This window comes from Mesorhizobium sp. A556, assembly GCF_054489545.1.
Genome location: NZ_JBTMXA010000004.1, coordinates 1 through 23251, shown reverse-complemented (window position 1 = coordinate 23251; position 23251 = coordinate 1). Strand labels below are relative to the sequence as shown.

Below are 23251 nucleotides of genomic sequence, written 5' to 3'. Positions count from 1 at the left end.
TGCGTGGCGGCCTCGCGGTCATGCGAAGATGCCGTGCATGAACCAGCGCGGCGGCGTTTTTGCAGCCCCGTAAAGGCCCTGGCGAAAAAGCCAGTAGCGGCGGCCCTCGGCGTCTTCGATACGGAAATAGTCGCGCGTCTGACGTGCGGTTTCCATTATGATGGCTTGTTTTTTGACCTCCTCGGGATCCTCGCCTTCCTTCACTTCAAATGTAGTGATGCGCTCTCGCCACCATTCCGGCGCGATGCGTTCCGGTCCTTCGGCCCGCGTGACCCGGTACGAGGCGCGCCGCCAGCGGAAATGCAAAGGCGGCCCTTCCGGCAGTTCGGTCGCCGGCACATCGACCGGCTCGGGCGAGCGGAAGAGACGGATGGGCCGTTCGTATTGGACGTCCGGCGGTGCGAGGTTTTTCGGCTTCTTTCCCAGCGCCTGCGCAAATGGCACCAAGGCAATGGCGCGTTCCGGCAGGTGGCTTTCCACGCATATAGGCTTCAACACCGCACTGTCGCCCAGCCGCGCGCGGACACGGTCGACGAAAAGTTCCAGGCTGGCGCTCTCGTCGGTTGCCTGCCCGGCCAGATCGGCCTGCTGCATGGAAAAGGCAGCGGTGGAAAGGACCGAGAGGCGGACCAGATCGAAGCCGTAGCCGGCGTCGAAATCCTGGCCGGCGGCGGCAAGCCGTTCATGGAACAGTTTCTGGATCAGCACCGGGTCGCGCAAGGGCCGCGAGGTGCCGACAGCAATGCGGCTGACCGCACCGTCGACGCGAAACAGCATGAGCCCGAGCGAGCGGGCACCTTCGCCGCGGCGTTCGAGGTCCGATTTCAGCGCCTGCGCCAGGCTTTTGGTCAGGTGCTCGATGTCTTCGACCTGCGTCACCGGCTCAGCCAGATGCCGCTCGACCGAAAGCGGCGCTGCCGGCAGGCGCGGCGACACCGCCTCGTCCAACCGGCCAAGCGCCTGATCGAGGCGACAAAGCAATGCCGCACCGAACCGGCGGGCAAGCGGCCCACGCGGCGTTTCCATGACGCTTCCTACCCGGCGCAGGCCGACGCTTTCCAGGCTTTCGCGCACGCCGGGCTCGATGCGCAGCGCGACAAGCGGCAGCGGGGCAAGCAGATTTTCCTCTTCGCCGGCGGCAACGATGCGGCGGCTGGAAAAGCGCGAAGCCGCCCACGCCGCGCCGACTGTCGAGGCGATGCCAGCGCGGGCATCAAAGCCCTGTTGAAGAAACCGCGCCAGCATGCCCTCCAGCATCGCCTTCTCGCCGCCGAAAAGATGCGCGCAGCCGGTAATGTCGAGGAACAGCCCGTCCGCCCCGTCCATCGCCACCAGCGGCGTGTAGCGGTCGCACCAGTCGGCCAGCCCCTCGAGCAGGCGACGGTCGGCCGGCGGATCGGCCTCGACGATGTCGATTGCCGGATGCATGGCGCGCGCATCGGCAACGCCCATGCCGCGCTTCAGGCCGAGCGCTTCAGCCTGCCTGTCGAGCGCGGCGATGCGCTGGGCGTTGCGGTCGAGATGGCGGACCACCAGCGGCCGGCTGGCCGGCCTCCCATTCGTCGGCTGGCCCTCCGGTGTCTTGTCTGAACGCCAGCACCGTCCCAGGCGCTGCCGCAGGATCCGTTCCGTGGCGAGATAGGGAAACCACAGGCTGAGAATCCGCTGACCGCTTTTCCTCGTCTCTTCGTTCCTCGAAAATGCGTTCATCGGGGTTCCACTCCAGTATGAATTGTCCGGGCAAGGCGGTGCGGCTCTTGCCGATGGCGACGGTGAAGGCGGGCCGGCCGATAGAGCCCGCGAGCGGAGCGCCGATCGTTTCGCGCAGCGCCGACGCGGCCGGCGCCACCAGGAGGCGCATGGGGGCCGCCGTCGGCTCGGCCTCGGCCGCATGCCGCAGCAGGAACAGCGGCCGGCCGGTCTGTTGCGCCCTTGCATGCAGCCGCCGCGTCGCGGTCAGGTCGAGCCGTTGCGGATTGCCGTGAACCTCCAGCACCACGGCGGCAGGGGCTGCCAGCCGCGCCGCCTCCTCGGCGATCCACAAGGCGTCAGTGAGTTTTTTCGCCTCGCAAAAGAGCAGGGTTTCGGGCTCGATGCCGAACATGGCCTGAAGCCCCCTGGCATGGGGAAAGCCGGTTTCGCCAAACATTCCGGTCGTGCCGATCCACAGGACCGGCGCTCCAAGATCTGCCTGCCGCTTGAGGATAAGGCTGACCAGGGCCAGCATGAAGCCGGCGACAGCGCCCGCGTCGCGCGTTTCCGTGCCGTGAATCTCGATCAGCGCCGCTCTCGGCAGGCCACCGCCTAGGGCGGCGTCGAGCCGCTCGACGCCGGTAGGCAAGGCCGCATTGCCGGCTCCAACGCCGTAGCGCCGGACCGCCGCGTCATCCGCATCGGCGGGCGCCCGCAAGGGCTCCGGCAACGATCCTTCGATCTTCGCGATCTGGCGACGCAGGGCAAAAACAGTTTCCCGCGCCGCGGCATCCTTCGCCATGACGGTTCAGCTTCCAGCAAAATTGTTCCTGTTATGTTCTTATAGATTCCAGAGGCTACTCTGAGAGTCAATCGGAGTCGCAAAAGAATTTATTCCTCTTGCCTGAGGGCGGGTTCATCAAGCCGCCGTCATTTGCCGATTCCGGCGCAAAAGCCTATATGCGGGCGACAAAGGAAACCGCATGGCCCGCATCTACAAGACCCGCACCTGGCACGACGAGCTTTCGCCCTCGCTGGAGGAGATGGAGTTCCTGGCCATGGAGGTCTATGCGCATCTGCCTGAGGAGTTCCGCAAGCTGACCGGCGAGATCATCATCCAAGTCGCCGAATTCCCGACCGACGAGATCATGGACGATCTGTCGCTGGAAACACCCTTCGACCTGCTTGGCCTGTTCGAGGGGCGCGGCATCGCCGAACGCTGGAACCCGCAGACCGGCGAAGGCCCGAACCGTGTCACGCTCTACCGCCGGGCGATGCTGGACTACTGGTCCGAAAACGAGGAGACGTTGGGCGACATCGTCACCCATGTGCTCATCCACGAGATCGGCCACCATTTCGGCCTGTCGGACGACGACATGGAAAAGCTCGAGGAAGAGGCCGAGTAATTTTTTCCCCGGCATGCCGCCCAACGCCGCCGTTTAAACGACCCGTCGCCCAACCCTACCAATCGCTGAGCTTGGTCTTGCCGGCCTCGTATTCCTGGCCGTCGACGTCCTTCACCACGGCCTGGCCGCAGCGCATGATCTTTTCCTTTTTGTCATAGGCGTAGGTCGGCGAACCGTAGAGGTGCCAGCCCTTGTTCAGCGCCGCCGTCACCTTGTGGCAGAAGGAGGCGTCGTCGATGGCGGTGAGAAAACGATAGAGGCGCATTGGTCTATCCCTGCGATGAGAGGTGTGGCGATCATGCCCCGATGGCGGTCGCCTTTGCCAGCAGTTTTTCAGCCTGCGCCAGATGCAGGCGCTCGACCATTTTCCCGTTCAATCCGATCACGCCTTTTTGCGTGTTCCCGGCCAGCGCGAAAGCGTCGTGGATGGCCCGTGCTTCGGCAATGGCTTGCTGCGAAGGTGAAAACGCCGCGTTGGCCGGCTCGACCTGCGACGGATGGATCAGCGTCTTGCCATCGAAGCCCATGCTTGCCGCCTCCCCACATTCGCGGGCAAAGCCGTCCACATCGCGGAAATCGTTGAAGACGCCGTCCAGAAGGTCGATCCCGCCGGCCCGCGCCGCCAGCACCATCTGCATCAGCCATGGCACCAGATAGCGCCGGTCGGGTGTCGCCAAAACGCCGGTTTCCTTGGCCAGGTCGTTCGTTCCGGCCACGAAACAATCAAGCCGCGAGGCCGGGTCGCGGCCAAGTTCGGCGATCGCGCCGATATTGAGCATCGCCTTCGGCGTTTCGATCATCGCCCACAGTTTCACCTCGTCCGGCGCAAAGGCATCGTCCAGCGCATCGCCGGCTTCCAGCACATCGCGGGCCGTGTCGACCTTCGGCAGCAAAATGCCGTCCGGCTCGCAGCTTGCCGCCACCAGGAGATCGTCCATGCCCCATTCGCTGGACAGCGCATTGATGCGCACCACCATCTCGCAACGCCGCTTCCCGGCGAGAATGCCTTTCAGCTTTTCGCGCGCCGCGCCTTTTTCGCCGGGCGCGACGGAATCCTCCAGGTCGATGACGACGACGTCGCAGGCGAGCGAGCCAATCTTGGCCAGCGCCTTGTCATTGGCGGCGGGCACATAGAGCACCGAGCGGCGCGGGCGGTAGGACGGTTCTTTCATCTGGTCTTCTTGCCCGGCAAAGCTGGCCCTTGCAAGGACTTGCGACAACGTGGCGAAAGCTGTTTCCTGCGCGCGTGCTATTGGAAAGCACGCAACGGTTCCGGGAATTTCTGCATGGCGCACTACGATATCGTGATCATCGGCGGGGCGATCGTCGGCTCGTCGCTCGCCTACTACCTGCGCAAGGAAGGCTTTGCCGGCACCATCGCGCTGGTCGAGCGCGATCCGCAATTCACCCATTCGGCGACGACGCTCTCCATGGCCTCGATCCGCCAGCAATTCTCGATCCCGGAAAACATCCGCCTGTCGCAGTTCACGCTCGGCCTGTTCCGCGGGCTGAAGGACGAATTCGGCCCCGAAGCCGACATCGGCTTTCGCGAGGGCGGCTACCTGATCCTGGCCAGCGATGATGGCCTGCCGATCCTCAAGGCCAACCACGCCGTGCAGTTGGCCGAGGGAACCGACATCGTGCTGGAGGACGCCGCGATGCTGGCCAGCCGGTTCCCATGGCTTTCCACCGAAGACATTTCCGCAGGGGCCTATGGCCGCTCGGGCGAGGGCTGGTTCGACGCGCATGCCATGCTGGGAGTATTCCGAAAGGCGCTGCGCCAGAAAAATGTCGACTTCGTCGCCGCCTCCGTCACCGGCATTTCCCGCGACGGTGACCGCGTTACCGGGGTAACGCTCGACAATGGCGAAAGGCTCGATGCCGGCATCGTCGTCAACGCCGCCGGTCCCAACGCCGGCAAAGTAGCTGGAATGGCCGGGCTGGCGCTGCCGGTCGAGCCGCGCAAGCGCACCGTATTCGTATTTGAAGCGCGCGAGAAATATGCCGACATGCCGCTGCTGGTCGATCCGAGCGGCGTCTATGTCCGCCCGGAAGGATCGGTTTATCTGACCGGCGGCGCCGAGCACGGGGAAAACGAAGCCGCCGCCGATCCAGTCGATTTCGAGCCCGAATGGGGCCTGTTCGAAGAGACGATCTGGCCGGTGCTGGCCACCCGCATTCCCGCCTTCGAGGCGATCAAGATGACGCGCGCCTGGGCCGGCCATTATGACTATAATGCGCTCGACCAGAACGCGGTGATCGGCCCGCACCCGGAGGTGGAAAACTTCATCTTCGCCAACGGCTTTTCCGGCCACGGCCTGCAACAGGCGCCGGCGGTGGGCAAGGCGCTGGCCGAATTCATCGTCCATGGCGGCTACCGAACCGTCGACTGCTCCGCCTTCGGCTATGCGCGCATCGCTGCGGGCCGCGCTTTTCGCGAATTGAACGTGATTTGATTTCATCCCGGCGAGCCCCTCCCTTGCCACGCCCGCTTTTCGCGTCTGGCCATTGAGCAATCGGTGGGAAGGGCGACGCGAGGCCGTGCCTTCGATAATTTGATACATGGCGCGAACCTCGCGTCACGCCGGCGTTTTCCGTTTCCGTCCGATCCGCTACACCGTCCGGCATTTGCGCCTTTCGGTTTGTGTGCTCGCTCCAGCACGCACGGGCCATAGTACCCGCGGGTGACCCTCTGGACGAAACCTCCCCGGGTGGCAGGCACGTTTCCTGCCGCCGGAGGCGCCGGTTTCTCCCCACACGTTCACCGTCGCGACCGGTGTTCCCATGGGAGAAACTGCGAGGGATTATGCGGGAAGGCGGGGAGGGTGTGGATATGTTTATTTTCGAGGGGTGTTGGACGGAGCGCTCCCCCAGTTCCGTCATCCCGGAAGCCTGTGCCGGAGCACAAGCGATGGGGTGAGGATTTCGCGGGAAGCTTGCCTATTGACCTTGCCTGTGCCCACCCCTATCTGAGCCCTCGTCAAGGGCGGGAAGCCCCTGCCACCCGCGGTCGCAAGATCTGGTGAAGCTTCCCTTGAAAAGTTCGTTTCCTGTCGATGCGACGGCCGAAACGGCAATGCGGGCACCCGTTCGATAAAAGCCGTTCGTCAAATCGCAAGGAGCGAAGCCATGACCATCGGTCACACGACTTTCAAGGATAAAACCCCCGGCCCCAACGCCTACAAGGCCAGTGCCAAAAGGTTGCGGACGGCGCTTGCCGAAGACGGCATCGCCATCAGCCACGCCAAGGCGCTGGAACTGGTGGCCCGCCAGAACGGCGTCCGCGACTGGAACACGCTTGCCGCGCAACCGGTCGAGGACACCAAGCCTGTGTCCCTGGCGCCAACCGCCAACGGCGCGCCGTTTGGCGTCGGCGAGGCGGTTGCCGGCACCTTCAACGGCCGCGATGCGCAGGGCCGCGTCATCGGCCTGGAAGAGACGATCAAGCCGGATTTGTGGCGCGTCACCATCGCCTTCGATCCGCCGGTCAACGCGGCGACCTCGCAGCTGTTTTCCGCCGAGCGGCGGCGCGTGCAGATGGTGGTCGGCACTGATGGCCGCTCGCGCCGGCTGACCGGCACGGAAACCGGCGTGATGGCGCTGGCGAGGGCGTGAACTGATCGGCGGAAAAGGCGGCAGGCTCGTTCAGGCGATCTTGCCGCCTTTTATTTGGCCGCGACCTTGTGTAAACCGGGCACCAGCAATCCGCCATAACCGAAAAGACGGGCAAAGCCATGGATAAATTCACCAAGCTCACCGGCGTCGCCGCTCCGTTGCCGATCATCAACATCGACACGGACATGATCATCCCCAAGGATTACCTCAAGACGATCAAGCGCACCGGGCTCGGCACCGGCCTGTTCGCCGAGATGCGCTACAACGAGGACGGTTCGGAAAACCCGGATTTCGTGCTCAACAAGCCGGCCTACCGCAAGGCGCAAATCCTGGTCGCCGGCGATAATTTCGGCTGCGGTTCAAGCCGCGAGCACGCGCCATGGGCGCTGCTCGATTTCGGCATAAGCTGCGTGATTTCCACGTCCTTCGCCGATATTTTCTACAACAACTGCTTCAAGAACGGCATCCTGCCGATCACGGTCAGCCACGAGGATCTGGACAAGCTGATGGACGACGCCTCGCGCGGCTCCAACGCGACCCTGTCCGTCGACCTCGAGGCCAAGGAAATCCGCGGGCCGGACGGCGGCGTCGTGAAATTCGATCTCGACGACTTCAAGCGGCACTGCCTGCTCAACGGCCTCGACGATATCGGCCTGACCATGGAGAAGGCTCCGGCCATCGCCAGCTTCGAAGCCAAGAACGTGGTAAGCCGCCCCTGGGCCTGAATTTTGCCCGGTTGACCAGCAGGGGAGGTCGAGGATGCGGTTTTCTTCACTGGCTTCGGCAACAGCCCTGATCTGCGCCGCACTTTACGGCGCGGCCGCCCATGCGCAGGACAAGCAGGCGCCGGTCCCCTTTGCCGGCGGCCAGCTTACCGTCACCCAGACCGAGGACTATGGCGAGAAAACCCTTGCCTTCGACGGCAAGGAACTCGCCCATAACTACGTCGTCTATTTCGACAGGATAGCCAAGGTCGATGGCACGGACGTGGCGCTGTTCGACGTCGGCGACGGCGGCAATGCCTGCGGACCGGCCAAGCTCATGGTCTGGAAGCCGCAGAATGGCGGCATCGAAACCGACAGCATCGGCGAGGACGATTGCGGCGCGCCGGTCATGGCCGTGAACGAGAACCAGATCTATTTCGTACCCTGGCTGATGCCGGGCGGCAGCGCGCCGGTAAAAACATGGTCGCCATCCGCCGGTTTCGCGCTCGCCGGCACTCTGACCTACACGCCCGATCCGGGCACGGGCTGGGAAGACATCGACGCGTCGAAATACGACAACATCATCGACGCCTTCCATAACGAGGCGGTCTACACGGCGGCGACAAAGCTGCTCGGCGACCGTTTGACGGACGTGACCACGGCCCTGCTGGTCGGCGGCGGCACCGAAAAGACCGCCTCCGGCATCATTTATGCCAGCGGCTGCGTACCGCATGCCTGCGGCGGCAGCGACGGCTTCATGGCCATCGATGCCGGGGCTCAAAAGCTGTACTTTGCGCAAGAGAATGAAAAGGGCGCGGACGCCTGGCCGACGCTGAAGACATGGCCAGCCGATCTGCGCGCCGCCATGAAAAAGGCCTTCGCGCCACCGCAGTGAATTCCAGAAGCGAGGCCCCCATGCGCAAACTGATCTCGACCGGATCGCCCTTTGAGAAGACCGGCGGCTATTCCCGCGCCGTGGTGCAGGGCGACTGGTGCTTCGTCGCCGGCACCACCGGCTACGACTATGCGGCGATGACCATGCCGGAAACGGTCGAGGCGCAGACCCGCAATTGCCTCTCAACCGTCGCAAAAGCCTTGTCGGATGCTGGTTTCGAACTGGCCGACGTGGTGCGGGCGCATTACTACCTCGCCGATGCGGCCTATGCGGACGTAGTCTTTCCGCTGCTGGGCGAAGCGTTCGGCGACATCCGCCCGGCCGCGACCATGGTCGTGTGCGAGCTGATCAAGCCGGAAATGAAGATCGAAATCGAGGTGACGGCGTTGCGGCGCACGGCAGAAAGTCGCGCATGACGGTCCGGCGCATCGTCGCCAATATCGCGACCCGAGACATCGCGGCCGCAAAACGCTTCTACGGCGACGTGCTCGGGCTTGAGCTTTTGATGGACCATGGCTGGATCGCCACCTACGGCTCACAGCAGACGATGACCGTGCAGGTGAGCTTTGCCGCAGAGGGCGGGTCCGGCACGCCGGTGCCCGACCTTTCCATCGAGGTCGATGACGTCGATGCGGTGCTTGCAGCCATGGCAGAGGCCGGTTTCCCCGCCGAATACGGCCCCGCCGACGAACCGTGGGCCGTGCGCCGCTTCTATGTGCGCGATCCGTTCGGCCGGCTGGTCAACATCCTGTCGCATCGCTGACCCGGTTTCGGCTTGCGCACCGCCCACTTGGCGTTTAGCAAGGCCGCAAATCGAAAACTCTTTTGGGGACGGCTCTCATGGCTTCGAAAAACCTCTTCCTCCTGCCCGGCGATGGCATCGGCCCCGAAGCAATGGGCGAGGTGAAGAAACTCATCATCGCCATGAACGACAAGCTGGGCAGCGATTTTTCGACCGACGAGGGCCTGGTCGGCGGCTCGGCCTATGATGCGCATGGCCAGGCGATCTCCGATGCCGACATGGAAAAGGCGCTCGCCGCCGACGCCGTGCTGTTCGGCGCGGTCGGCGGGCCGAAATGGGACGGCGTGCCCTATGAGGTCCGCCCCGAAGCCGGCCTGTTGCGGCTGCGCAAGGACCTCGAACTGTTTGCCAATCTGCGCCCCGCCATCTGCTATCCGGCGCTCGCCGCCTCGTCCTCGCTCAAGCAGGAGGTGGTCGAGGGGCTGGACATCCTCATCGTGCGCGAACTGACCGGCGGCGTCTATTTCGGCGAGCCGAAAGAGATCATCGATCTCGGCAACGGTCAGAAGCGCGGCATCGACACGCAGGTCTACGATACGTTCGAGATCGAGCGCATTTCGGGCGTTGCCTTCGAGCTGGCCCGCACGCGGGGCAACAAGGTCTGCTCGATGGAAAAGAACAACGTCATGAAGTCGGGCGTGCTGTGGAAAGAAGTGGTGACACAGACCCACAAGGCCAAATATGCCGACGTCGCCCTGACCCACATGCTGGCCGATTCCGGCGGGATGCAGCTCGTTCGCTGGCCCAAGCAGTTCGACGTGATCGTCACCGACAATCTGTTCGGCGACATGCTGTCGGATATCGCCGCCATGCTGACCGGCTCGCTCGGCATGCTGCCTTCGGCGTCGCTCGGTGCACCCGATGCACTGACAGGCAAGCGCAAGGCGCTCTACGAGCCGGTGCACGGCTCGGCACCCGACATCGCCGGCCAGGGCATCGCCAACCCGATCGCCATGATCGCGTCGTTCGCCATGTGCCTGCGCTATTCGTTCAACATGGTGGCGGAAGCCGACCGGCTGGAAGCGGCGATCGCCGCCGTGCTGAACGAAGGCCTGCGCACGGGCGATATCATGTCGCCCGGCATGACCGAGGTCGGCACCACTCAGATGGGCGACGCCATCATCGAAAAATTCTTCGCCTGAAACGTTTCCCTGGCGCGGCCGATGTCATCGGCCGCGCCTCTGCTGGAATCCCATGCGGCAAGGGCTTGGTCGCCGTTGCCATGCCTCTCGCCCGAAACGAGCCAATCGTGAGCGTGCAACACTCTCCCCTGCTCGGTATCGGCCTGATGGCGGCAGCGATGGTGCTGGTCCCCAGCGTGGACGGCATCGCCAAGGTGCTGAGCGCGACCCATTCGCCGCTCTACATCAGTTGCGCGCGCTATGCCTTTGCCTCGTTCTTCGTGCTGCCGTGGGCGTTGGCGCAACGCGGCACCCGGTTTCTACCCCGCGAGAACCTCCCCGCGCACGCCTTGCGCACCTTCTTCGCGGCGGCGTCGATGTGCTGCTTTTTCGCCGCCCTGTCCGTCGCACCCATGGCCGATGTGACCAGCGCCTATTTCGTCGGGCCGATCATCGCCGCGATCCTGTCGGTGCTGTTGCTCGGTGAGGCCCTGACCCGGCGCAAGATCGCAGCGCTCGTTCTCGGCTTCGTCGGTGCCATCGTCATCGTCAGCCCGGCCGGCGGCGTCCATGCCGGCCTCCTGCTGGGCGTCGCCGCAGGCGCGTTCTTCGCTCTCTACATGATCGCGACGCGCCAGACCCGCGCCAGCGATCCGGTCGGTACCCTCGCCTTCCAGTGCTTGTTCGGCGCCGCCATCCTGGCGCCGCTGGCGATCTGGAATTGGTCGGTCCCGACAGCGGCCGAAGTCGGGCTGCTTTTTCTCATGGGAGCCGTCTCGGCGGTCTGCCATTTCATGACCATCAGCGCTTTCCGCCACGCGGAAGCCTCGCTGCTGGCACCGCTGTCCTATCTGGAACTGCTCGGTGCCGTGGTCATCGGGTTCCTGATCTTCAATGACCTGCCGGGCATCCGGGTCGTGACGGGAGCAGCCCTGATCGTCGTCGGTGGGCTTGTCCTGGTACAACGCCGCAAGGGAGGCCGGGATAAGAAGCTGAAGGGGGAGGAGAGACCGTAACCGTATTCGGGTTCAGGTCATTGACAAAGGCATCTGTTCCCCAGACGTCCTCGGGCTTGTCCCGAGGATCTACTGACGCTTCCGTAAGATGCTGAAAAGGCTATGCAATTCAACGATAGCAGATCCTCGGCACAAGGCCGAGGATGACGGGCGTGGGTTCGCCTACGGTTTGTCGGCAGCCTGAGCCCTATTCGGGCTTCTTCTTTGGTTTCTTGGTCTTCGGCGGTCCGGATTTGTCGAATTTCGGCTTGCCCGATTTTGCGGCCCACGGCTTTGAGTCTCCGGCGAATGCCGGCTTTTCGCGTTTTTCAAAGGGCCGCTTCGGCGCGGCATTATCGAAACTGCCCTTGCCGCGATGTGGCTTGCGGTCCGACGGGGGCGGGGCGTAGCCGGCCCTGGTCAGATCGGGAAGGCCATCCAGCCGCTTCACCGATATGCTTCCCTGCACCTTGTGGTCCGGCCCGGTCGCGGCAAAGAACTGGTCGGCGCTGCCGGCGGCGATCTGCACGAAGCTTTCCTCCGGCTGCATCTTGATCGCGCCGATTTCGCGCTTGGTGATGCCGGCCGTGCGGCACAGCATCGGAATCAGCCAGCGCGGCTCGGCGTTCTGCCGGCGGCCGACCGACAGCGAAAACCAGACGCTGTCGCCAAAATCGTCGCGCCGGCTGGGCTTGTCGTCGTAGGACGCAACGGCTCGCTCGCCCCGCTCCGTCGAGGGCCGGAACGCCATCGGTGGGGACAGATCTTCCGGTGCCGAGCGGCCGGCGCGGCTAAGCCGCAGGAACGCCACCGCGACCTGCTCGGCATTATGGGTTGCCAGCAAGGTGTCGACGAACGCACGCTCCTCGTCCCCTACCGGCTGGGTAAAGGCGCTGTCGGCCAGCATGCGCTCATTGTCGCGCTGCATGACCTCGTCGGCCGAGGGCGGGTTGGCCCATTCGGGCGTGATGGCGGCGTTTTGCAGCAGGCGCTCGGTGCGCCGGCGCGCATGATGGGGAATGATCAGCGCGCTGACGCCCTTGCGCCCGGCGCGCCCGGTTCGGCCGCTGCGGTGCAGCAGCGTTTCGGGGTTGGTCGGCAGGTCGGCGTGGATCACCAGCTCGAGATTGGGCAGGTCGATGCCGCGCGCCGCCACGTCCGTGGCGATGCAGACGCGCGCGCGCCCGTCGCGCATTGCCTGCAGCGCGTGGCTGCGTTCGTTCTGGCTGAGTTCGCCCGACAGCGCCACCACGGAAAAATTGCGGTTGTTGAAGCGGGCAGTGAGGTGGTTGACGGCGGCGCGCGTGTTGCAGAACACCAGCGCGTTCTTGGCTTCATAGAATCGCAGCACGTTGATGATGGCGTTTTCGCGGTCGGCCGGCGCGACGGAAAGCGCCCGATATTCGATGTCGTGATGCTGCCTTTCCTCGCCGGCGGCGGTGATGCGCACCGCGTCGCGCTGATAGCCCTTGGCGAGCGTGGCGATGGCGCGGGGCACGGTGGCCGAAAACATCAAGGTGCGGCGGTCCGCCGGGGCGGCGTCGAGGATGAATTCCAGATCCTCGCGAAAGCCGAGGTCGAGCATCTCGTCGGCCTCGTCCAGCACAACCGCCCTCAGGCCTGTCATGTCGAGCGCATGGCGGGTGATGTGATCGCGCAGGCGGCCCGGCGTGCCGACGACGATATGCGCGCCGCGTTCCAGCGCGCGCCGCTCGGTGCGCATGTCCATGCCGCCGACACAGGTGGCGATGGTCGCGCCGGTAAATTCGTAGAGCCATTCCAGCTCTCTCGCGACTTGCAGGGCAAGTTCGCGCGTCGGCGCGATGGCCAGCGCCAGCGGCGCGCCCGCATGCGAAAAGCGCTCGGCTTCGCCAAGCAGCGTCGGCGCAAGCGCCAGGCCGAAGGCCACCGTCTTGCCGGAACCAGTCTGCGCCGAGACCAGCGCGTCCGCCTGGCCTATTTCGGAGCTGAGCACGGCCTTCTGGACAGAGGTCAACTCCACGTAACCGTGCTTTTCCAGCGCTTGGGCAAGCGCAGGAACGATACCTTCGTATTTTGTCATCTTCGTCTTTCGGAATTCGGTTTTCGCTAAGCTGGCCACGGAACATCCGTCGCCAAGCAATGCCGCAGCCGACAGGCAGCAGGCCAAACGATTTCCGGTGTCGTACTTCGGGCGGCGTCCAATGTACAGGGTGCGCCCGATTGACTCTTTCGCCAAAGCGCGTAAAAGCCGGCTCCGAACAGGATATTCTTTCATGCGCGGCCTTTTGATGGCGCTTTTTGCATTCGATTTCCCCGGCCACGGAGCTTCGGCTTCCGGCGCAGGGCGTCGCGCGCGCCTGTCCTCGACTAAAACCACGGCCAAAAAAACGACCGCCACCACGGTCTGATCTCCCTTGGCCTGCTCGCCCTCTCCCCGGGTTCGCCACGGGGGAGGCGACCCGCACTGGCCAGCGGGTTCTCCAAGCAGCAAAGCGGAGAGCGACAGGAGATTTTCAATGGGTTTCAAGGTTGCGGTAGTCGGCGCCACGGGCAATGTGGGTCGCGAAATGCTCAACATCCTGGAAGAGCGCGGCTTTCCGATCAGCGAGATCGTGCCGCTCGCCTCGCGCCGCTCGCTCAATTCCGAAGTGTCGTTCGGCGACAGGACGCTGAAGACCAAGGTGCTCGACAATTACGATTTCTCCGACGTCGATATCTGCATCATGTCGGCCGGCGGCAATGTTTCCAAGGAATGGTCGCCGAAGATCGGCAAGCAGGGCTGCGTCGTCATCGATAATTCGTCGGCCTTCCGCACCGATCCGGACGTGCCGCTGATCGTGCCGGAAGTGAACCCGGACGCCATCGAAGGTTTCAGGAAGAAAAACATCATCGCCAACCCGAACTGTTCGACCGCCCAGATGGTGGTAGCGCTGAAGCCGCTGCATGACGTAGCCACCATCAAGCGCGTCGTCGTCTCGACCTATCAGTCGGTTTCGGGCGCGGGCAAGGAAGGCATGGACGAACTGTTCACGCAGACGCGCGCCGTGTTCGTGGCCGACACCGTCGCCGTGAAGAAGTTCACCAAGCGCATCGCCTTCAACGTCATTCCGCACATCGATTCCTTCATGGAAGACGGTTCCACCAAGGAAGAGTGGAAGATGGTGGCCGAAACCAAGAAGATGCTCGACTCGAAGATCAAGGTCACCGCCACCTGCGTGCGCGTGCCGGTGTTCATCGGCCATTCGGAAGCCATCAACATCGAGTTCGAGAAGCCGATCACCGCCGACGAGGCGCGCGAAATCCTGCGCGAAGCGCCGGGCTGCCTGGTCATCGACAAGCATGAGGACGGCGGCTACGCCACGCCGATCGAGTGCGCCGGCGAGGACGCCACCTACATCTCGCGCATCCGCGAGGATTCGACGCTCGACAACGGCCTCAACATCTGGGTCGTTTCCGACAATCTGCGCAAGGGCGCTGCCCTCAATTCCGTGCAGATCGCCGAACTGCTGGTCGCACGCGGCCTGATCACGCCAAAGCAGAAGGCCGCCTGAGTTTCCTTTCGGTCCGATGCTTAGAGCGCCGTGTGTCCAGTTAGACGCACAGCGCTCTAATGCCGGGCATCGAGATGGCGCACCTTGCGGAGCGCCGGGAACAGATAGGCCCACATGCCGGCGACCGCGACCGCGCCGACCCCACCGATCACAACGGCCGGGACGGTGCCGATGAGTGCGGCCATGGTGCCCGCCCGGAATTCGCCCAGTTCGTTCGAGGCGCCGACGAAGACCTGGTTGACGGCGTTGACGCGGCCGCGCACCCGGTCCGGCGTCCATAGCTGGATCAGCGTCTCGCGCACATAGACGCTGAACATATCGGTCGCGCCCAGCAGGACGAGGGCGGCGATGGACAGCCAGGTGATCGTCGACAGGCCGAAGACGATGGTAACGGTCCCGAACAGGGCGACGAAGCAGAGCATGATGACGCCGGCATGGTTGCGGATGGGGTGGCCGGCCAGCCAGACGGCAACGGCGACCGCGCCGATGCCCGGCGCCGAACGCAGCAGCCCGAGGCCCCACGGTCCAAGCTCCAGGATGTCACGCGCATAGACCGGCAGCAGCGCCGTCGCGCCGGACAACAGCACCGCGAACAGGTCGAGGGAGATCGCGCCGAGCACCACCTTCTCGCTCCAGATATAGCCGAAGCCGGCGAACAGCGTCTGCATGGAATTTTTGCTGGTTTCGCTCTGCTGGGCGGGTTTTGGGATGGTGAAGATCAGGCCGGCCGCGACCAGCATCAGGATGGCGGCGGTAGCGTAGGCAATTTCCGGCGAAAGGCCGTAAAGCAGGCCCCCGGCCACGGGCCCGGTGATGGTCGCCATCTGCCAGGCGGAAGAATTCCAGGCGATGGCGTTGGCGAAATCCTCGGGCGGGACGAGATTGGCGAACAGCGAGGAAGCAGCCGGCCCGAAGAAGGCGCGGGCCGTACCGAACAAAGCAAGCACACCGAAGATCGGCAGCACGCCCATGCCGCCATGCAGGGTAATCGCCAGCAGGGCCGCGGCGCAGCCGCCTTCGACCACGATGGCGGTCGCCATGATCAGGCGGCGGCCGAAACGGTCGGCGATCACGCCGGTGACCAGCACCAAAAGCAGCGCTGGCAGGAACTGCACGATGCCGACGAGGCCGAGGTCGAACGGATCGCGGGTCAGGTCGTACATCTGCCAGCCAACGGCGACGGACACGATCTGCGTGGCGAAATTGGCGAGAAAGCGCGCCGCCCAATAGCTCAGGAAAGGCTTGTGCCGAAAGGCGGCGTAGCGCTCGGCGGCGGGTGTATCGGGAGCGGATGGCATGGTCGCAGGCCCCATGGAACGGTGCTGGCCGGCGGGGCACTTCGTGGCGGATCCGGCGAGGCGCTCAATAGCGCAATTTTGCGTGGCGCGCGCGCTTTTTCTGCCGGGCCGGCATACGATCAAAAAAATGCCGGCGAGGTTGTCGCCGGCATCAGTCGGTGGGAGATTCCTCCGGCTCGGTCAGCGCACCGAAGCCTTGGTCGATATGCGCGACAGGGCGATCAACATGATGAGCGTCGCCGTCCCCAGGATCATGGCAAGCGTCGCCGCATCGAAGATCGCGCCACGGTCCGACAGGGTGAAGATGCGGACCGGCAGCGTGATCCAGCCGGGCGGATAGATCATCACGGTGGCGCCGAGTTCGCCCATCGACAGCGCGAAGCTCAGGCTGAAGGCGGCGATCAGATAGGGCAGCAGCAGCGGCAGGGTGACGCGGCGCAATCGGTAGAAGGGGCGCGCGCCAAGACTTTCGGCGACCTGCTCGCAATCGGCGGGAATGCGGCTCAGGCCCGCGGTGACGTTGCCGTAGGTGAAGGCGGAGATCAGCACGAAATGCGCGATCATCACGATCATGGTGGTGCCGTTGAGCAGGAACGGCGGCTGGCTGAAGGCGATGAGCATGGCGAGGCCGATCGATACCGAAGGTACCGCGCTCGGTATGAAGAAGCAGACGTCCAGGATGCGCTTCGGCAGGCGTTTCATGTTGCGCAACGCAAGCGCCGCCCATGTGCCGCTGACCAGTGCCGCCAGGCTGGCGAACACGCCGGTCAGGAAGCTTGCCTTGAGGCTGTCGAAGGAAGCGTTGCGGAAGGCTTCGGTATAGTTCGACAGCGTGAACTGGCTGGGCAGGAAATCGTTCCACTGGGCGCTGAAGCTTGCCAGAGCGATGACGCTGATCGGCAGGCCGTAGATGACCAGGAACAGGGGAACGATGAAGGCCCAGGTCAAAAGACGCCCGGATTTAGACCACACCAGCACGGTCGCCTCCAAAATATCCGATGGCCATGCGGTACAGGCCGTAAAGCCCCAGCGAAAGCGCGATGTTGACCACGGCGATGACGCAGGCCGTCGTGTAGTCGAATTCCTGGATGGCCTTGCTGTAGACGAGCAGCGGCAGCGTGATCACATCCTTGGCCCCGATGAACAGGACGATGCCGAATTCGTTGACGGTAAGCAGCAGGCACAGGCTTCCGCCTGCCACCAGCGCGGGCAGCGACGCCGGCAGGATGACCTGGCGCACGATGCGCAGCGGCCGCGCGCCCAGGCTGCTCGCCACCTCGATCTGGGCCTGGTCGATTTGCGAGAACGTCGCCAGCAGCGGGCGCATGACGAAGGGCGTGAACACGGTGATTTCCGCCAGGATCACGCCCCACCGCGAATAGAGGAAATCCACCGGCGGTAGTTCGAAGCCGAATAGATGGATGAGCGAGCCGTTGAGTATGCCGGCCGACCCGTAGATGAAGGTGAAGGCGAGCGTGACCAGAAAGGTCGGGAAGGCGATGATCGTGTCGATCAGGCGCGCCGCCGTCTTGGCGCCGGGAAAGGGAACGAAGGCAATGACCAGCGACAGGACAAAGCCGAGCACGAGGCAGCCGGCGGTGGCCGTTACCGCGATGATGATGGTGTAGTACAGTCCGTTGAGGAACTGTCGCGACGAAAGCACCTCCTGGAAGTGCTGGAGGGAGAGCACGTCGCCGTCGCCCAGCGACTGCCGCACGATCAGCGTCAGCGGGTAGAAGAAGATCACCGCGAGGATGAGCAGCGGCGGCGCGACCCACAGGCCGGTCGGCTTGGCCATGGGCGCGGCAGGCGTCAGCGCGGCGGCAGCGTCAGCCATGGATGTCGTCCTCCGGCACCAGCGTGACGTCGGCCGGGTCGAAATGCACGGTGAGCGGAGCGCCGGGTTGCGGGGGATTGCTCATCGGCGTCGAGGTCATGCGCACGGTATGGCCGGCGACATCGAGCGTGATGTTGTGAACGTCGCCCTGCCACTGGACGCTTTGCACGATGCCGGTCAGCGTATTGGTGTCGTTGTCGCCTTTGCGCAGCTTGAAGTCATGCGGGCGCACGCACAGCAGGCAGTCGCTGCCTTTTGGCAGGTGATGATGGTTTTGCGCGGCGAGTGCCGTCGTACCGAATTTGACACGCGCATGCGCGTCGTTGACGCCATCCAGCCCAGTCACCGGGATAAGATTGGCGCGGCCGAGGAATTCGGCTGCGAAACGGTTCGGCGGATGCCGAAACAGCGCCTGCGCGCCACCGAACGCCTTCAGCTTGCCGTCGCGCATGATGCCGATGTGGTTGGCCAGGGTCAGCGCTTCGGTCTGGTCGTGCGTGACGTAAAGGACGGTCAGGTTGGGCAGGTCACGATGCAGTTTCGCCAGCTCGTCGAGCATGGAACGCCGTATCTGCGCGTCGAGCGCCGACAGCGGCTCGTCGAGAAGCAGCACCTGCGGGCGGATCGCCAGCGCGCGGGCAATGGCGACGCGCTGCTGCTGGCCGCCGGAAAGCTCGCGCGGGTAGCGCTTGGTGTAGGCGGCCATGCCGACCATGGCTAGCGATTCCGGCACGCGGGTGCGGATGATGTCTTGCGAAACACCCTTGGCGCGCAGGCCGAAGGCGACGTTCTCCTCGACCCGCATATGCGGGAACAGGGCATAATTCTGCACCACCATGCCGATGTTGCGGTCATAGGGGGGCAGATGGGTAACGTCGCGGTCGCCGATGGTGATGCGCCCGCTGGACGGGCGCACGAAACCGGCGACGGCGCGCAGAGCGGTCGTCTTGCCGGACCCAGAAGGGCCGATAAGAGCGACGATTTCGCCGGGGTTGACGGTGAGCGTCAGGGATTCAAGGACGACGAGATTGCCATAGGAAACGGAAACGTTCTCGAAACCGATCCGGCTGGCCGCGCCTGCCGCAGTCGAACCTTGAATGGTCGTGGCTGCCGCGCCTTGCATCATTTCGCTCACCATCGTTACCCCGGACATCAGTTGCTCGAGATCGCGTCGTTGTAGGCTGCCACGTCATCCTTCAAGGTTTCAAGCACCTTGTTCCAGTCGGGCGTCCAGATTTCCACGCCTTCGAGGACCGAATGCAACTTCTTGTAGTTCTCGTCGTCGGGATGAATATCCCCGCGCGACGGTAGTCCCTTGGCAACCAGGCTGACCTGTTTCTGGGCTTCCGCGGAAAGCAGGAAGTCGATGAGCTTCTTGCCGTTTTCGGCCTGCGGCGCGCCGTTCACCAGCCCGATATAGTAGGGAAGCGAGAAGACGCTCTTCTTGCCGTCCGGCCCTTCCGGGATGAAGATCTTGATGTTCGGATTGGCCTCGGATTGCGCCAGGTTCATCTGCATATCGCCATTGGCCACATAGATTTCGCCCTTGTTGACCAGCGCCGTCAGTTTGCCGGTCGAGGCGGACGGGCCGAGATTGTTCACCTGCAACTTCTTCAGATAAGCGAGGCCGGCTTCCTTGCTGCCGAAGGCATGAAACGTCTGCAGCATCAGCGCGGTGCCGTCGCCAGCCTGGCCGGGGGTCGAATACTGGATCTTCTGCTTGAACTTCGGGTCCAGCAGATCGTCGTAGTTTTTCGGCGCTTCCTTCAGCACCTCGGCGTTGTAGATGAAATTCGGGTAGTTGTTGACCAGCGCATAAAACATGCCGCCGGCGTCCTTGCTGCCGGCGTCGATCTGATCCGCGCCGGCCGGTGTGTAGGCCTGCAGCGAACCGTCGGCTGCCGCCTTCTGCATGAAGGGCGGCAAGGTCACCAGCACGTCGGCCTGCGTGTTCGACTTTTCCTTGGCGATGCGGTCGGCGACGCCGCTGGAACCGGCTTCGACGAACTGCACCTTGATGCCGGTCGCGGCCGTGAAGGCGTCGAACTGGCTGCCAAGCCAGCTTGGATCGCCGTCGTGAAGGCCGTCGGCGCTGTAGATGGTTACGACGCCATCGGCAAAAGCCGGCATGGCGGTCGCTGCGAGCAGCAGGCTTGCGGCCGCTGCCAGCGTAAATCTCGTTTTCATGGTATCTCCCTTTGCTTGGTGCACTCAAGTGTCCTGATGACGTTGCTTCCTTGGCGGTCCGTTCTGATGCGGACAGGTCATCTGCCCGAGGATAGTGTTGTGGTCGCTAGGATAAGTAAAATCTATTTAATTTATGAATGGCAAAGTCAGGCTTATGCATCTTCGGGCACCGAAGTGGGGCAGGCTCCGCCTGTGGTTCTAGGCAAAACAAGGCCGCACGCTCGGTCGCGCCGCTCATCGCATCGCTGGATGACATGCCGGTGACAGTCTGTTTCGATGCATGTCGTTGTCCCGAAACCGGTTCCCACTTTCGGGCGACATGCATTAGCGGATTTGTGACAGGACCTGTCAGCCGAACGCGACGCCCGCCGTCTGCGCCCGCAGGCGTGGATCGCGCGAACGCACCGTCACCGGGCGGCCGTCGAGGATTTCGAAGCAGCGCGCCAGCGCATCTTCTTCCAGCCGCTGCATCGCCTCGGCCGTGAAGAAGGTGAGATGCGGAAACAGGATCACGTCGTCCCGACCGAACAGGGGACTAAGCGGATGGCCGGAGGTGGCCAGCGGTTCCTGCGAATAGACGTCGAGACAGACGCCGCCGATGCGCCCGGCAAGCACCGTCTCGACCAGCGCCGCCTCGTCGATCAGCGCGCCGCGTGAGACGTTGATGAGGATGGCGTCCCGCTTCAGGCAGGCAAGCTCGGCGCGCCCGATCAGTCCGCGCGTCGTGTCGTTCAGCACGCAGTGGACGGACACGAAATCGCAGGCGGAAAGCATCGATCTGAGGTCGTCGACTTTCTCGATGCCGAGCGCCGCGAGCGCGGCCGGGTCGGCATTGGGATCGTAGCCGAGCACTTTTGCGCGAAAGCCAAGGCCTGCCATGCGCGCCATCGAGCGGCCGATCTTGCCGCAGCCGACGAGACCGACCGTAGCACCGGAAATGTCGCGGCCGAGCCAGCGTTGTTCCGGCCAGACCCAGCCGTCACGCTGCACCGCGCCACTGATGGCGGGCAGGCGCTTGGCCAGGGCGATCATCAACGCGAACGCCCCTTCCGCCACGGTTTCCTCGGCATACTCCGGCACGTTGACGACCGGGATGCCGCGCCGGATCGCCGCCGGAATGTCGATGGCGTCGACACCGACACCGTATTTGACAATGCCTTTCAGCTTGGGCGCGGCTTCGATCACCCGCGCGGTGATCGGCGTGTAGCACATCAGCAAAAGGTCGGCGTCGGCGACCTCGCGCATCAGTTCTGCCTCGGGGATGCCATCCGGCAACGTCACCAGTTCGATGCCCCGCGCGCGCAGCCCGGCGTCGATGCCGAGGCATTCCAGTTCCCGGTCGGTGCGTACGGCTTTCATTGCCATGTCGTCAGCCCGCCAGAACGGCGGCTTCGACAATGTCGAGCGCGCGGTCGAGATCTTCGCGCGCTATCACCAGCGGCGGCGACAGCGTCAGCACGTTGCCGCCACTGATCTTGAAGCTTAGCCCTTCGTCCAGGCAGCGGTAATAGACCTTTTCGGCAAGCGCATTGTTTGGCTTGAGCGTCTCTTTGTCCTCGACCAGTTCGACGCCGAACATCAGGCCGCGACCGCGCACGTCGCCGACGAAGGGCGAGCGCGCCATCAGGTCGCGCATCCGGCCCATGGCATAATCGCCGAGTTCAGCCGAACGCTCGACCAGCCCTTCGTCGCGAATGATGGCGATGGTGGTGAGCGCCGCTCGCGTCGTCACCGGGTTTTTTTCATGGGTGTAGTGGCCGATGGCGTAGTCGCCGGCAACGTCGAGATCGTGGCGGGCGATGACGGCGGCGATCGGCAAGATGCCACCGCCGAGCGCCTTGCCCAGCACGATAATGTCCGGCGTCACACCGTCATGTTCCGACGAGAAAAATTTGCCGGTCTTGCCAAGGCCGGTCGGGATTTCGTCGAAGATCAGCAGCGTGCCGTGGCGGTCGCAGGCCTCGCGCACCGCCTTCCAGAAGCCGGGCGCGGGCACCAGCGGCGTCGCCCGCATCGGCTCGGCGACGAAGGCGGCGAAATCGCCCTCGCGGGCCAGCACATAGGAAATCATGTTGGCGCAGGCGCGGGCCGAATCCTCCAGCGAATTGGTCCCATAGGGACAGTTGTGGCTGGCCCAGGGCGCGACATGCTCGGTGCCGGTCATCAGTGGGCCGGCGATGCCGGAGCGGAACGTCGCCTCGCCGCCGACGCTTGCGGCGCCAAAGCCAGCGCCGTGAAAAGCGTCCCAGAAGGACAGGGTCTTGAACCGGCCGGTCGCAGCGCGCGCCACCTTCAGCGCCACCTCGATGGCGTCGGAGCCGCCGGTGGTGAACAGCACCTTGTCGAGTGTACCGGGCGCAAGCTTTCCGAGCGTCTCGGCCAGTTCCACCGCCGGCTCGCAGGTGAAGCGGCGCGGTGCGAAGGGCAGATCGTCAAGCTGCTTCTTGATCGCCTCCTTCAGGCGCGGATGGCCGTAGCCGATGTGATGGACGCTGTTGCCATGGAAATCCATGTAGCGGCGGCCCATCGTGTCCTCGATCCAGATGCCTTCGGCCTTGGCGATAGCCGAGACGCAAGGCGACGACAGGCTCTGGTGCAGGAAGGCGTCAGAGTCGCGGGCCAGCAGGCGGCGCGTCGCCGGATCGTCCTGCTTTGCTGACCAGACGCCGCGCGCTGCCGATTTGTTGGATTCGCCCTCGGTGTGGACCAGAACCGGTTGGCTTCGCGACATGATTGTTCTCCCAAGGCAATTGTCCGCATGGCTGCGGCAGAACATAGAGAAGGGAGTGCGGAAGTTCCCTTCGGTCAGGACCACGCCTGGAGAAGGCCTAGTTGGTCCACGGCAACGAAAAGGTCTTGACGTTGGTGAAGCTTTTCATGGCTTCGATGACGCCTTCCTTGTAGCCGTTGCCTGAGTCCTTGATGCCGCCGAAGGGGGACATCTCGATGCGGTAGCCTGGGACCTCCCAGATGTTGACTGTGCCGACTTTCAGGCCGGCGATGTATTTCTGCATGCGGCGGTAGTCGTTGGTGCAAACGCCCGACGACAGGCCGAAGGCGGTCGAGTTCGACAGCTTGATCAACTCGTCGTCATTGTCCGGCGCACGCACGATCGGGATGATCGGCCCGAACGTTTCCTCCATGACAAGCTCGGACGAATGCGGCA

23 protein-coding genes are annotated in these 23251 nt (G+C 64.0%); 10 read left to right on the top strand and 13 right to left on the bottom strand.

All coding sequences use genetic code 11. The features are described from left to right. Positions 1-18: 18 nt before the first annotated feature. Together ACX3P0_RS10520 and ACX3P0_RS10515 are read right to left on the bottom strand one after the other, a co-directional pair. Positions 19-1533, bottom strand: coding sequence for a Y-family DNA polymerase (locus tag ACX3P0_RS10520; RefSeq protein WP_459082215.1), 1515 nt, complete (start codon positions 1531-1533; stop codon positions 19-21). Beyond that, positions 1475-2494, bottom strand: a complete 1020-nt coding sequence (locus ACX3P0_RS10515; protein ID WP_459088289.1) for an ImuA family protein — start codon at positions 2492-2494, stop codon at positions 1475-1477. The genes ACX3P0_RS10520 and ACX3P0_RS10515 overlap by 59 nt, the downstream gene beginning before the upstream one ends. Before the next feature lie 181 nt (positions 2495-2675). Between ACX3P0_RS10515 and ACX3P0_RS10510 the strand changes: the two genes are divergently transcribed. Continuing rightward, positions 2676-3098: a metallopeptidase family protein gene (locus ACX3P0_RS10510; protein ID WP_459088287.1), complete on the top strand. Its 423-nt coding sequence runs from the start codon at positions 2676-2678 to the stop codon at positions 3096-3098. A gap of 55 nt (positions 3099-3153) precedes the next feature. Here the strand turns inward: ACX3P0_RS10510 and ACX3P0_RS10505 are convergent, their stop codons facing one another. Together ACX3P0_RS10505 and ACX3P0_RS10500 are read right to left on the bottom strand one after the other, a co-directional pair. Continuing rightward, entirely contained in the window at positions 3154-3363 is a 210-nt protein-coding gene (locus tag ACX3P0_RS10505; protein WP_459082218.1) for a DUF1737 domain-containing protein, read from the bottom strand. Positions 3364-3394: 31 nt separating this feature from the next. Then, positions 3395-4270 (bottom strand): HpcH/HpaI aldolase/citrate lyase family protein, encoded by an 876-nt coding sequence (locus ACX3P0_RS10500; RefSeq protein ID WP_459088285.1) that lies wholly within the window; start codon positions 4268-4270, stop codon positions 3395-3397. 114 nt (positions 4271-4384) lie between these two features. Here ACX3P0_RS10500 and ACX3P0_RS10495 point away from each other — a divergent pair, with 114 nt between their 5' ends. The 8 genes from ACX3P0_RS10495 to ACX3P0_RS10460 all read left to right on the top strand — a co-directional run bounded on the left by ACX3P0_RS10495 (position 4385) and on the right by ACX3P0_RS10460 (position 11251). Then, the gene (locus ACX3P0_RS10495) at positions 4385-5554 is read left to right on the top strand and encodes an NAD(P)/FAD-dependent oxidoreductase (RefSeq protein WP_459088283.1); all 1170 of its coding nucleotides are present in this window, start codon (positions 4385-4387) and stop codon (positions 5552-5554) included. Between the two features lie 673 nt (positions 5555-6227). Then, positions 6228-6713: a glyoxalase superfamily protein gene (locus ACX3P0_RS10490; protein WP_459082221.1), complete on the top strand. Its 486-nt coding sequence runs from the start codon at positions 6228-6230 to the stop codon at positions 6711-6713. A 119-nt stretch (positions 6714-6832) separates the two neighbouring features. Continuing rightward, positions 6833-7438, top strand: a complete 606-nt coding sequence (gene leuD / locus ACX3P0_RS10485; RefSeq protein WP_459082222.1) for a 3-isopropylmalate dehydratase small subunit — start codon at positions 6833-6835, stop codon at positions 7436-7438. A gap of 34 nt (positions 7439-7472) precedes the next feature. After that, positions 7473-8312, top strand: coding sequence for a hypothetical protein (locus tag ACX3P0_RS10480; protein WP_459088281.1), 840 nt, complete (start codon positions 7473-7475; stop codon positions 8310-8312). 20 nt (positions 8313-8332) lie between these two features. Continuing rightward, positions 8333-8728: a RidA family protein gene (locus ACX3P0_RS10475; protein WP_459088279.1), complete on the top strand. Its 396-nt coding sequence runs from the start codon at positions 8333-8335 to the stop codon at positions 8726-8728. After that, a complete protein-coding gene (locus ACX3P0_RS10470; RefSeq protein WP_459088277.1) occupies positions 8725-9075 on the top strand; it encodes a VOC family protein in 351 nt (116 codons plus the stop codon). Before ACX3P0_RS10475 ends, ACX3P0_RS10470 begins: the two co-directional genes overlap by 4 nt. Before the next feature lie 77 nt (positions 9076-9152). Further along, positions 9153-10256 (top strand): 3-isopropylmalate dehydrogenase, encoded by a 1104-nt coding sequence (leuB, locus tag ACX3P0_RS10465; protein ID WP_459088275.1) that lies wholly within the window; start codon positions 9153-9155, stop codon positions 10254-10256. A gap of 107 nt (positions 10257-10363) precedes the next feature. Continuing rightward, on the top strand, positions 10364-11251 hold the full coding sequence (locus tag ACX3P0_RS10460; RefSeq protein ID WP_459088273.1) for a DMT family transporter: 888 nt from the start codon (positions 10364-10366) through the stop codon (positions 11249-11251). Between the two features lie 187 nt (positions 11252-11438). Here the strand turns inward: ACX3P0_RS10460 and ACX3P0_RS10455 are convergent, their stop codons facing one another. Next, a complete protein-coding gene (locus tag ACX3P0_RS10455; RefSeq protein ID WP_459082228.1) occupies positions 11439-13292 on the bottom strand; it encodes a DEAD/DEAH box helicase in 1854 nt (617 codons plus the stop codon). Positions 13293-13728: 436 nt separating this feature from the next. Here ACX3P0_RS10455 and ACX3P0_RS10450 point away from each other — a divergent pair, with 436 nt between their 5' ends. Further along, positions 13729-14763, top strand: a complete 1035-nt coding sequence (locus tag ACX3P0_RS10450) for an aspartate-semialdehyde dehydrogenase (protein ID WP_459088271.1) — start codon at positions 13729-13731, stop codon at positions 14761-14763. A 56-nt stretch (positions 14764-14819) separates the two neighbouring features. Here ACX3P0_RS10450 and ACX3P0_RS10445 read toward each other — a convergent pair whose 3' ends face one another. The 8 genes from ACX3P0_RS10445 to ACX3P0_RS10410 form a co-directional block, all read right to left on the bottom strand. Next, positions 14820-16061 carry an MFS transporter gene (locus tag ACX3P0_RS10445; RefSeq protein ID WP_459088269.1) on the bottom strand — a complete coding sequence of 414 codons (1242 nt, stop codon included), beginning with the start codon at positions 16059-16061 and terminating at the stop codon, positions 14820-14822. A 180-nt stretch (positions 16062-16241) separates the two neighbouring features. Continuing rightward, positions 16242-17039 (bottom strand): ABC transporter permease subunit, encoded by a 798-nt coding sequence (locus ACX3P0_RS10440; protein ID WP_459088267.1) that lies wholly within the window; start codon positions 17037-17039, stop codon positions 16242-16244. Then, the gene (locus ACX3P0_RS10435) at positions 17023-17898 is read right to left on the bottom strand and encodes a 2-aminoethylphosphonate ABC transporter permease subunit (RefSeq protein ID WP_459082233.1); all 876 of its coding nucleotides are present in this window, start codon (positions 17896-17898) and stop codon (positions 17023-17025) included. Before ACX3P0_RS10435 ends, ACX3P0_RS10440 begins: the two co-directional genes overlap by 17 nt. Beyond that, positions 17891-19051, bottom strand: coding sequence for an ABC transporter ATP-binding protein (locus tag ACX3P0_RS10430; RefSeq protein WP_459088265.1), 1161 nt, complete (start codon positions 19049-19051; stop codon positions 17891-17893). Before ACX3P0_RS10430 ends, ACX3P0_RS10435 begins: the two co-directional genes overlap by 8 nt. After that, positions 19051-20085, bottom strand: a complete 1035-nt coding sequence (locus ACX3P0_RS10425; protein WP_459088263.1) for a 2-aminoethylphosphonate ABC transporter substrate-binding protein — start codon at positions 20083-20085, stop codon at positions 19051-19053. The genes ACX3P0_RS10430 and ACX3P0_RS10425 overlap by 1 nt, the downstream gene beginning before the upstream one ends. 348 nt (positions 20086-20433) lie before the next feature. Next, on the bottom strand, positions 20434-21450 hold the full coding sequence (locus tag ACX3P0_RS10420) for a 2-hydroxyacid dehydrogenase (protein WP_459088261.1): 1017 nt from the start codon (positions 21448-21450) through the stop codon (positions 20434-20436). A 4-nt stretch (positions 21451-21454) separates the two neighbouring features. Then, positions 21455-22816 carry a (R)-1-hydroxy-2-aminoethylphosphonate ammonia-lyase gene (gene pbfA / locus ACX3P0_RS10415; RefSeq protein ID WP_459088259.1) on the bottom strand — a complete coding sequence of 454 codons (1362 nt, stop codon included), beginning with the start codon at positions 22814-22816 and terminating at the stop codon, positions 21455-21457. A gap of 97 nt (positions 22817-22913) precedes the next feature. After that, the coding region (locus ACX3P0_RS10410) for an aldehyde dehydrogenase family protein (protein ID WP_459088257.1) at positions 22914-23251 on the bottom strand (338 nt) is incomplete at its 5' end.

What these genes read in the sequence shown, in the direction of transcription:
- ACX3P0_RS10505 (WP_459082218.1), bottom strand. Translation starts at nt 3,363, where the DNA reads ATGCGCCTCTATCGTTTTCTCACCGCCATCGACGACGCCTCCTTCTGC.
- leuD (WP_459082222.1), top strand. Translation starts at nt 6,833, where the DNA reads ATGGATAAATTCACCAAGCTCACCGGCGTCGCCGCTCCGTTGCCGATC.
- ACX3P0_RS10470 (WP_459088277.1), top strand. Translation starts at nt 8,725, where the DNA reads ATGACGGTCCGGCGCATCGTCGCCAATATCGCGACCCGAGACATCGCG.
- ACX3P0_RS10475 (WP_459088279.1), top strand. Translation starts at nt 8,333, where the DNA reads ATGCGCAAACTGATCTCGACCGGATCGCCCTTTGAGAAGACCGGCGGC.
- ACX3P0_RS10445 (WP_459088269.1), bottom strand. Translation starts at nt 16,061, where the DNA reads ATGCCATCCGCTCCCGATACACCCGCCGCCGAGCGCTACGCCGCCTTT.
- pbfA (WP_459088259.1), bottom strand. Translation starts at nt 22,816, where the DNA reads ATGTCGCGAAGCCAACCGGTTCTGGTCCACACCGAGGGCGAATCCAAC.
- ACX3P0_RS10430 (WP_459088265.1), bottom strand. Translation starts at nt 19,051, where the DNA reads ATGTCCGGGGTAACGATGGTGAGCGAAATGATGCAAGGCGCGGCAGCC.
- ACX3P0_RS10515 (WP_459088289.1), bottom strand. Translation starts at nt 2,494, where the DNA reads ATGGCGAAGGATGCCGCGGCGCGGGAAACTGTTTTTGCCCTGCGTCGC.
- ACX3P0_RS10425 (WP_459088263.1), bottom strand. Translation starts at nt 20,085, where the DNA reads ATGAAAACGAGATTTACGCTGGCAGCGGCCGCAAGCCTGCTGCTCGCA.
- ACX3P0_RS10490 (WP_459082221.1), top strand. Translation starts at nt 6,228, where the DNA reads ATGACCATCGGTCACACGACTTTCAAGGATAAAACCCCCGGCCCCAAC.
- ACX3P0_RS10450 (WP_459088271.1), top strand. Translation starts at nt 13,729, where the DNA reads ATGGGTTTCAAGGTTGCGGTAGTCGGCGCCACGGGCAATGTGGGTCGC.
- ACX3P0_RS10435 (WP_459082233.1), bottom strand. Translation starts at nt 17,898, where the DNA reads ATGGCTGACGCTGCCGCCGCGCTGACGCCTGCCGCGCCCATGGCCAAG.
- ACX3P0_RS10495 (WP_459088283.1), top strand. Translation starts at nt 4,385, where the DNA reads ATGGCGCACTACGATATCGTGATCATCGGCGGGGCGATCGTCGGCTCG.
- leuB (WP_459088275.1), top strand. Translation starts at nt 9,153, where the DNA reads ATGGCTTCGAAAAACCTCTTCCTCCTGCCCGGCGATGGCATCGGCCCC.
- ACX3P0_RS10510 (WP_459088287.1), top strand. Translation starts at nt 2,676, where the DNA reads ATGGCCCGCATCTACAAGACCCGCACCTGGCACGACGAGCTTTCGCCC.
- ACX3P0_RS10480 (WP_459088281.1), top strand. Translation starts at nt 7,473, where the DNA reads ATGCGGTTTTCTTCACTGGCTTCGGCAACAGCCCTGATCTGCGCCGCA.
- ACX3P0_RS10500 (WP_459088285.1), bottom strand. Translation starts at nt 4,270, where the DNA reads ATGAAAGAACCGTCCTACCGCCCGCGCCGCTCGGTGCTCTATGTGCCC.
- ACX3P0_RS10420 (WP_459088261.1), bottom strand. Translation starts at nt 21,450, where the DNA reads ATGGCAATGAAAGCCGTACGCACCGACCGGGAACTGGAATGCCTCGGC.
- ACX3P0_RS10455 (WP_459082228.1), bottom strand. Translation starts at nt 13,292, where the DNA reads ATGACAAAATACGAAGGTATCGTTCCTGCGCTTGCCCAAGCGCTGGAA.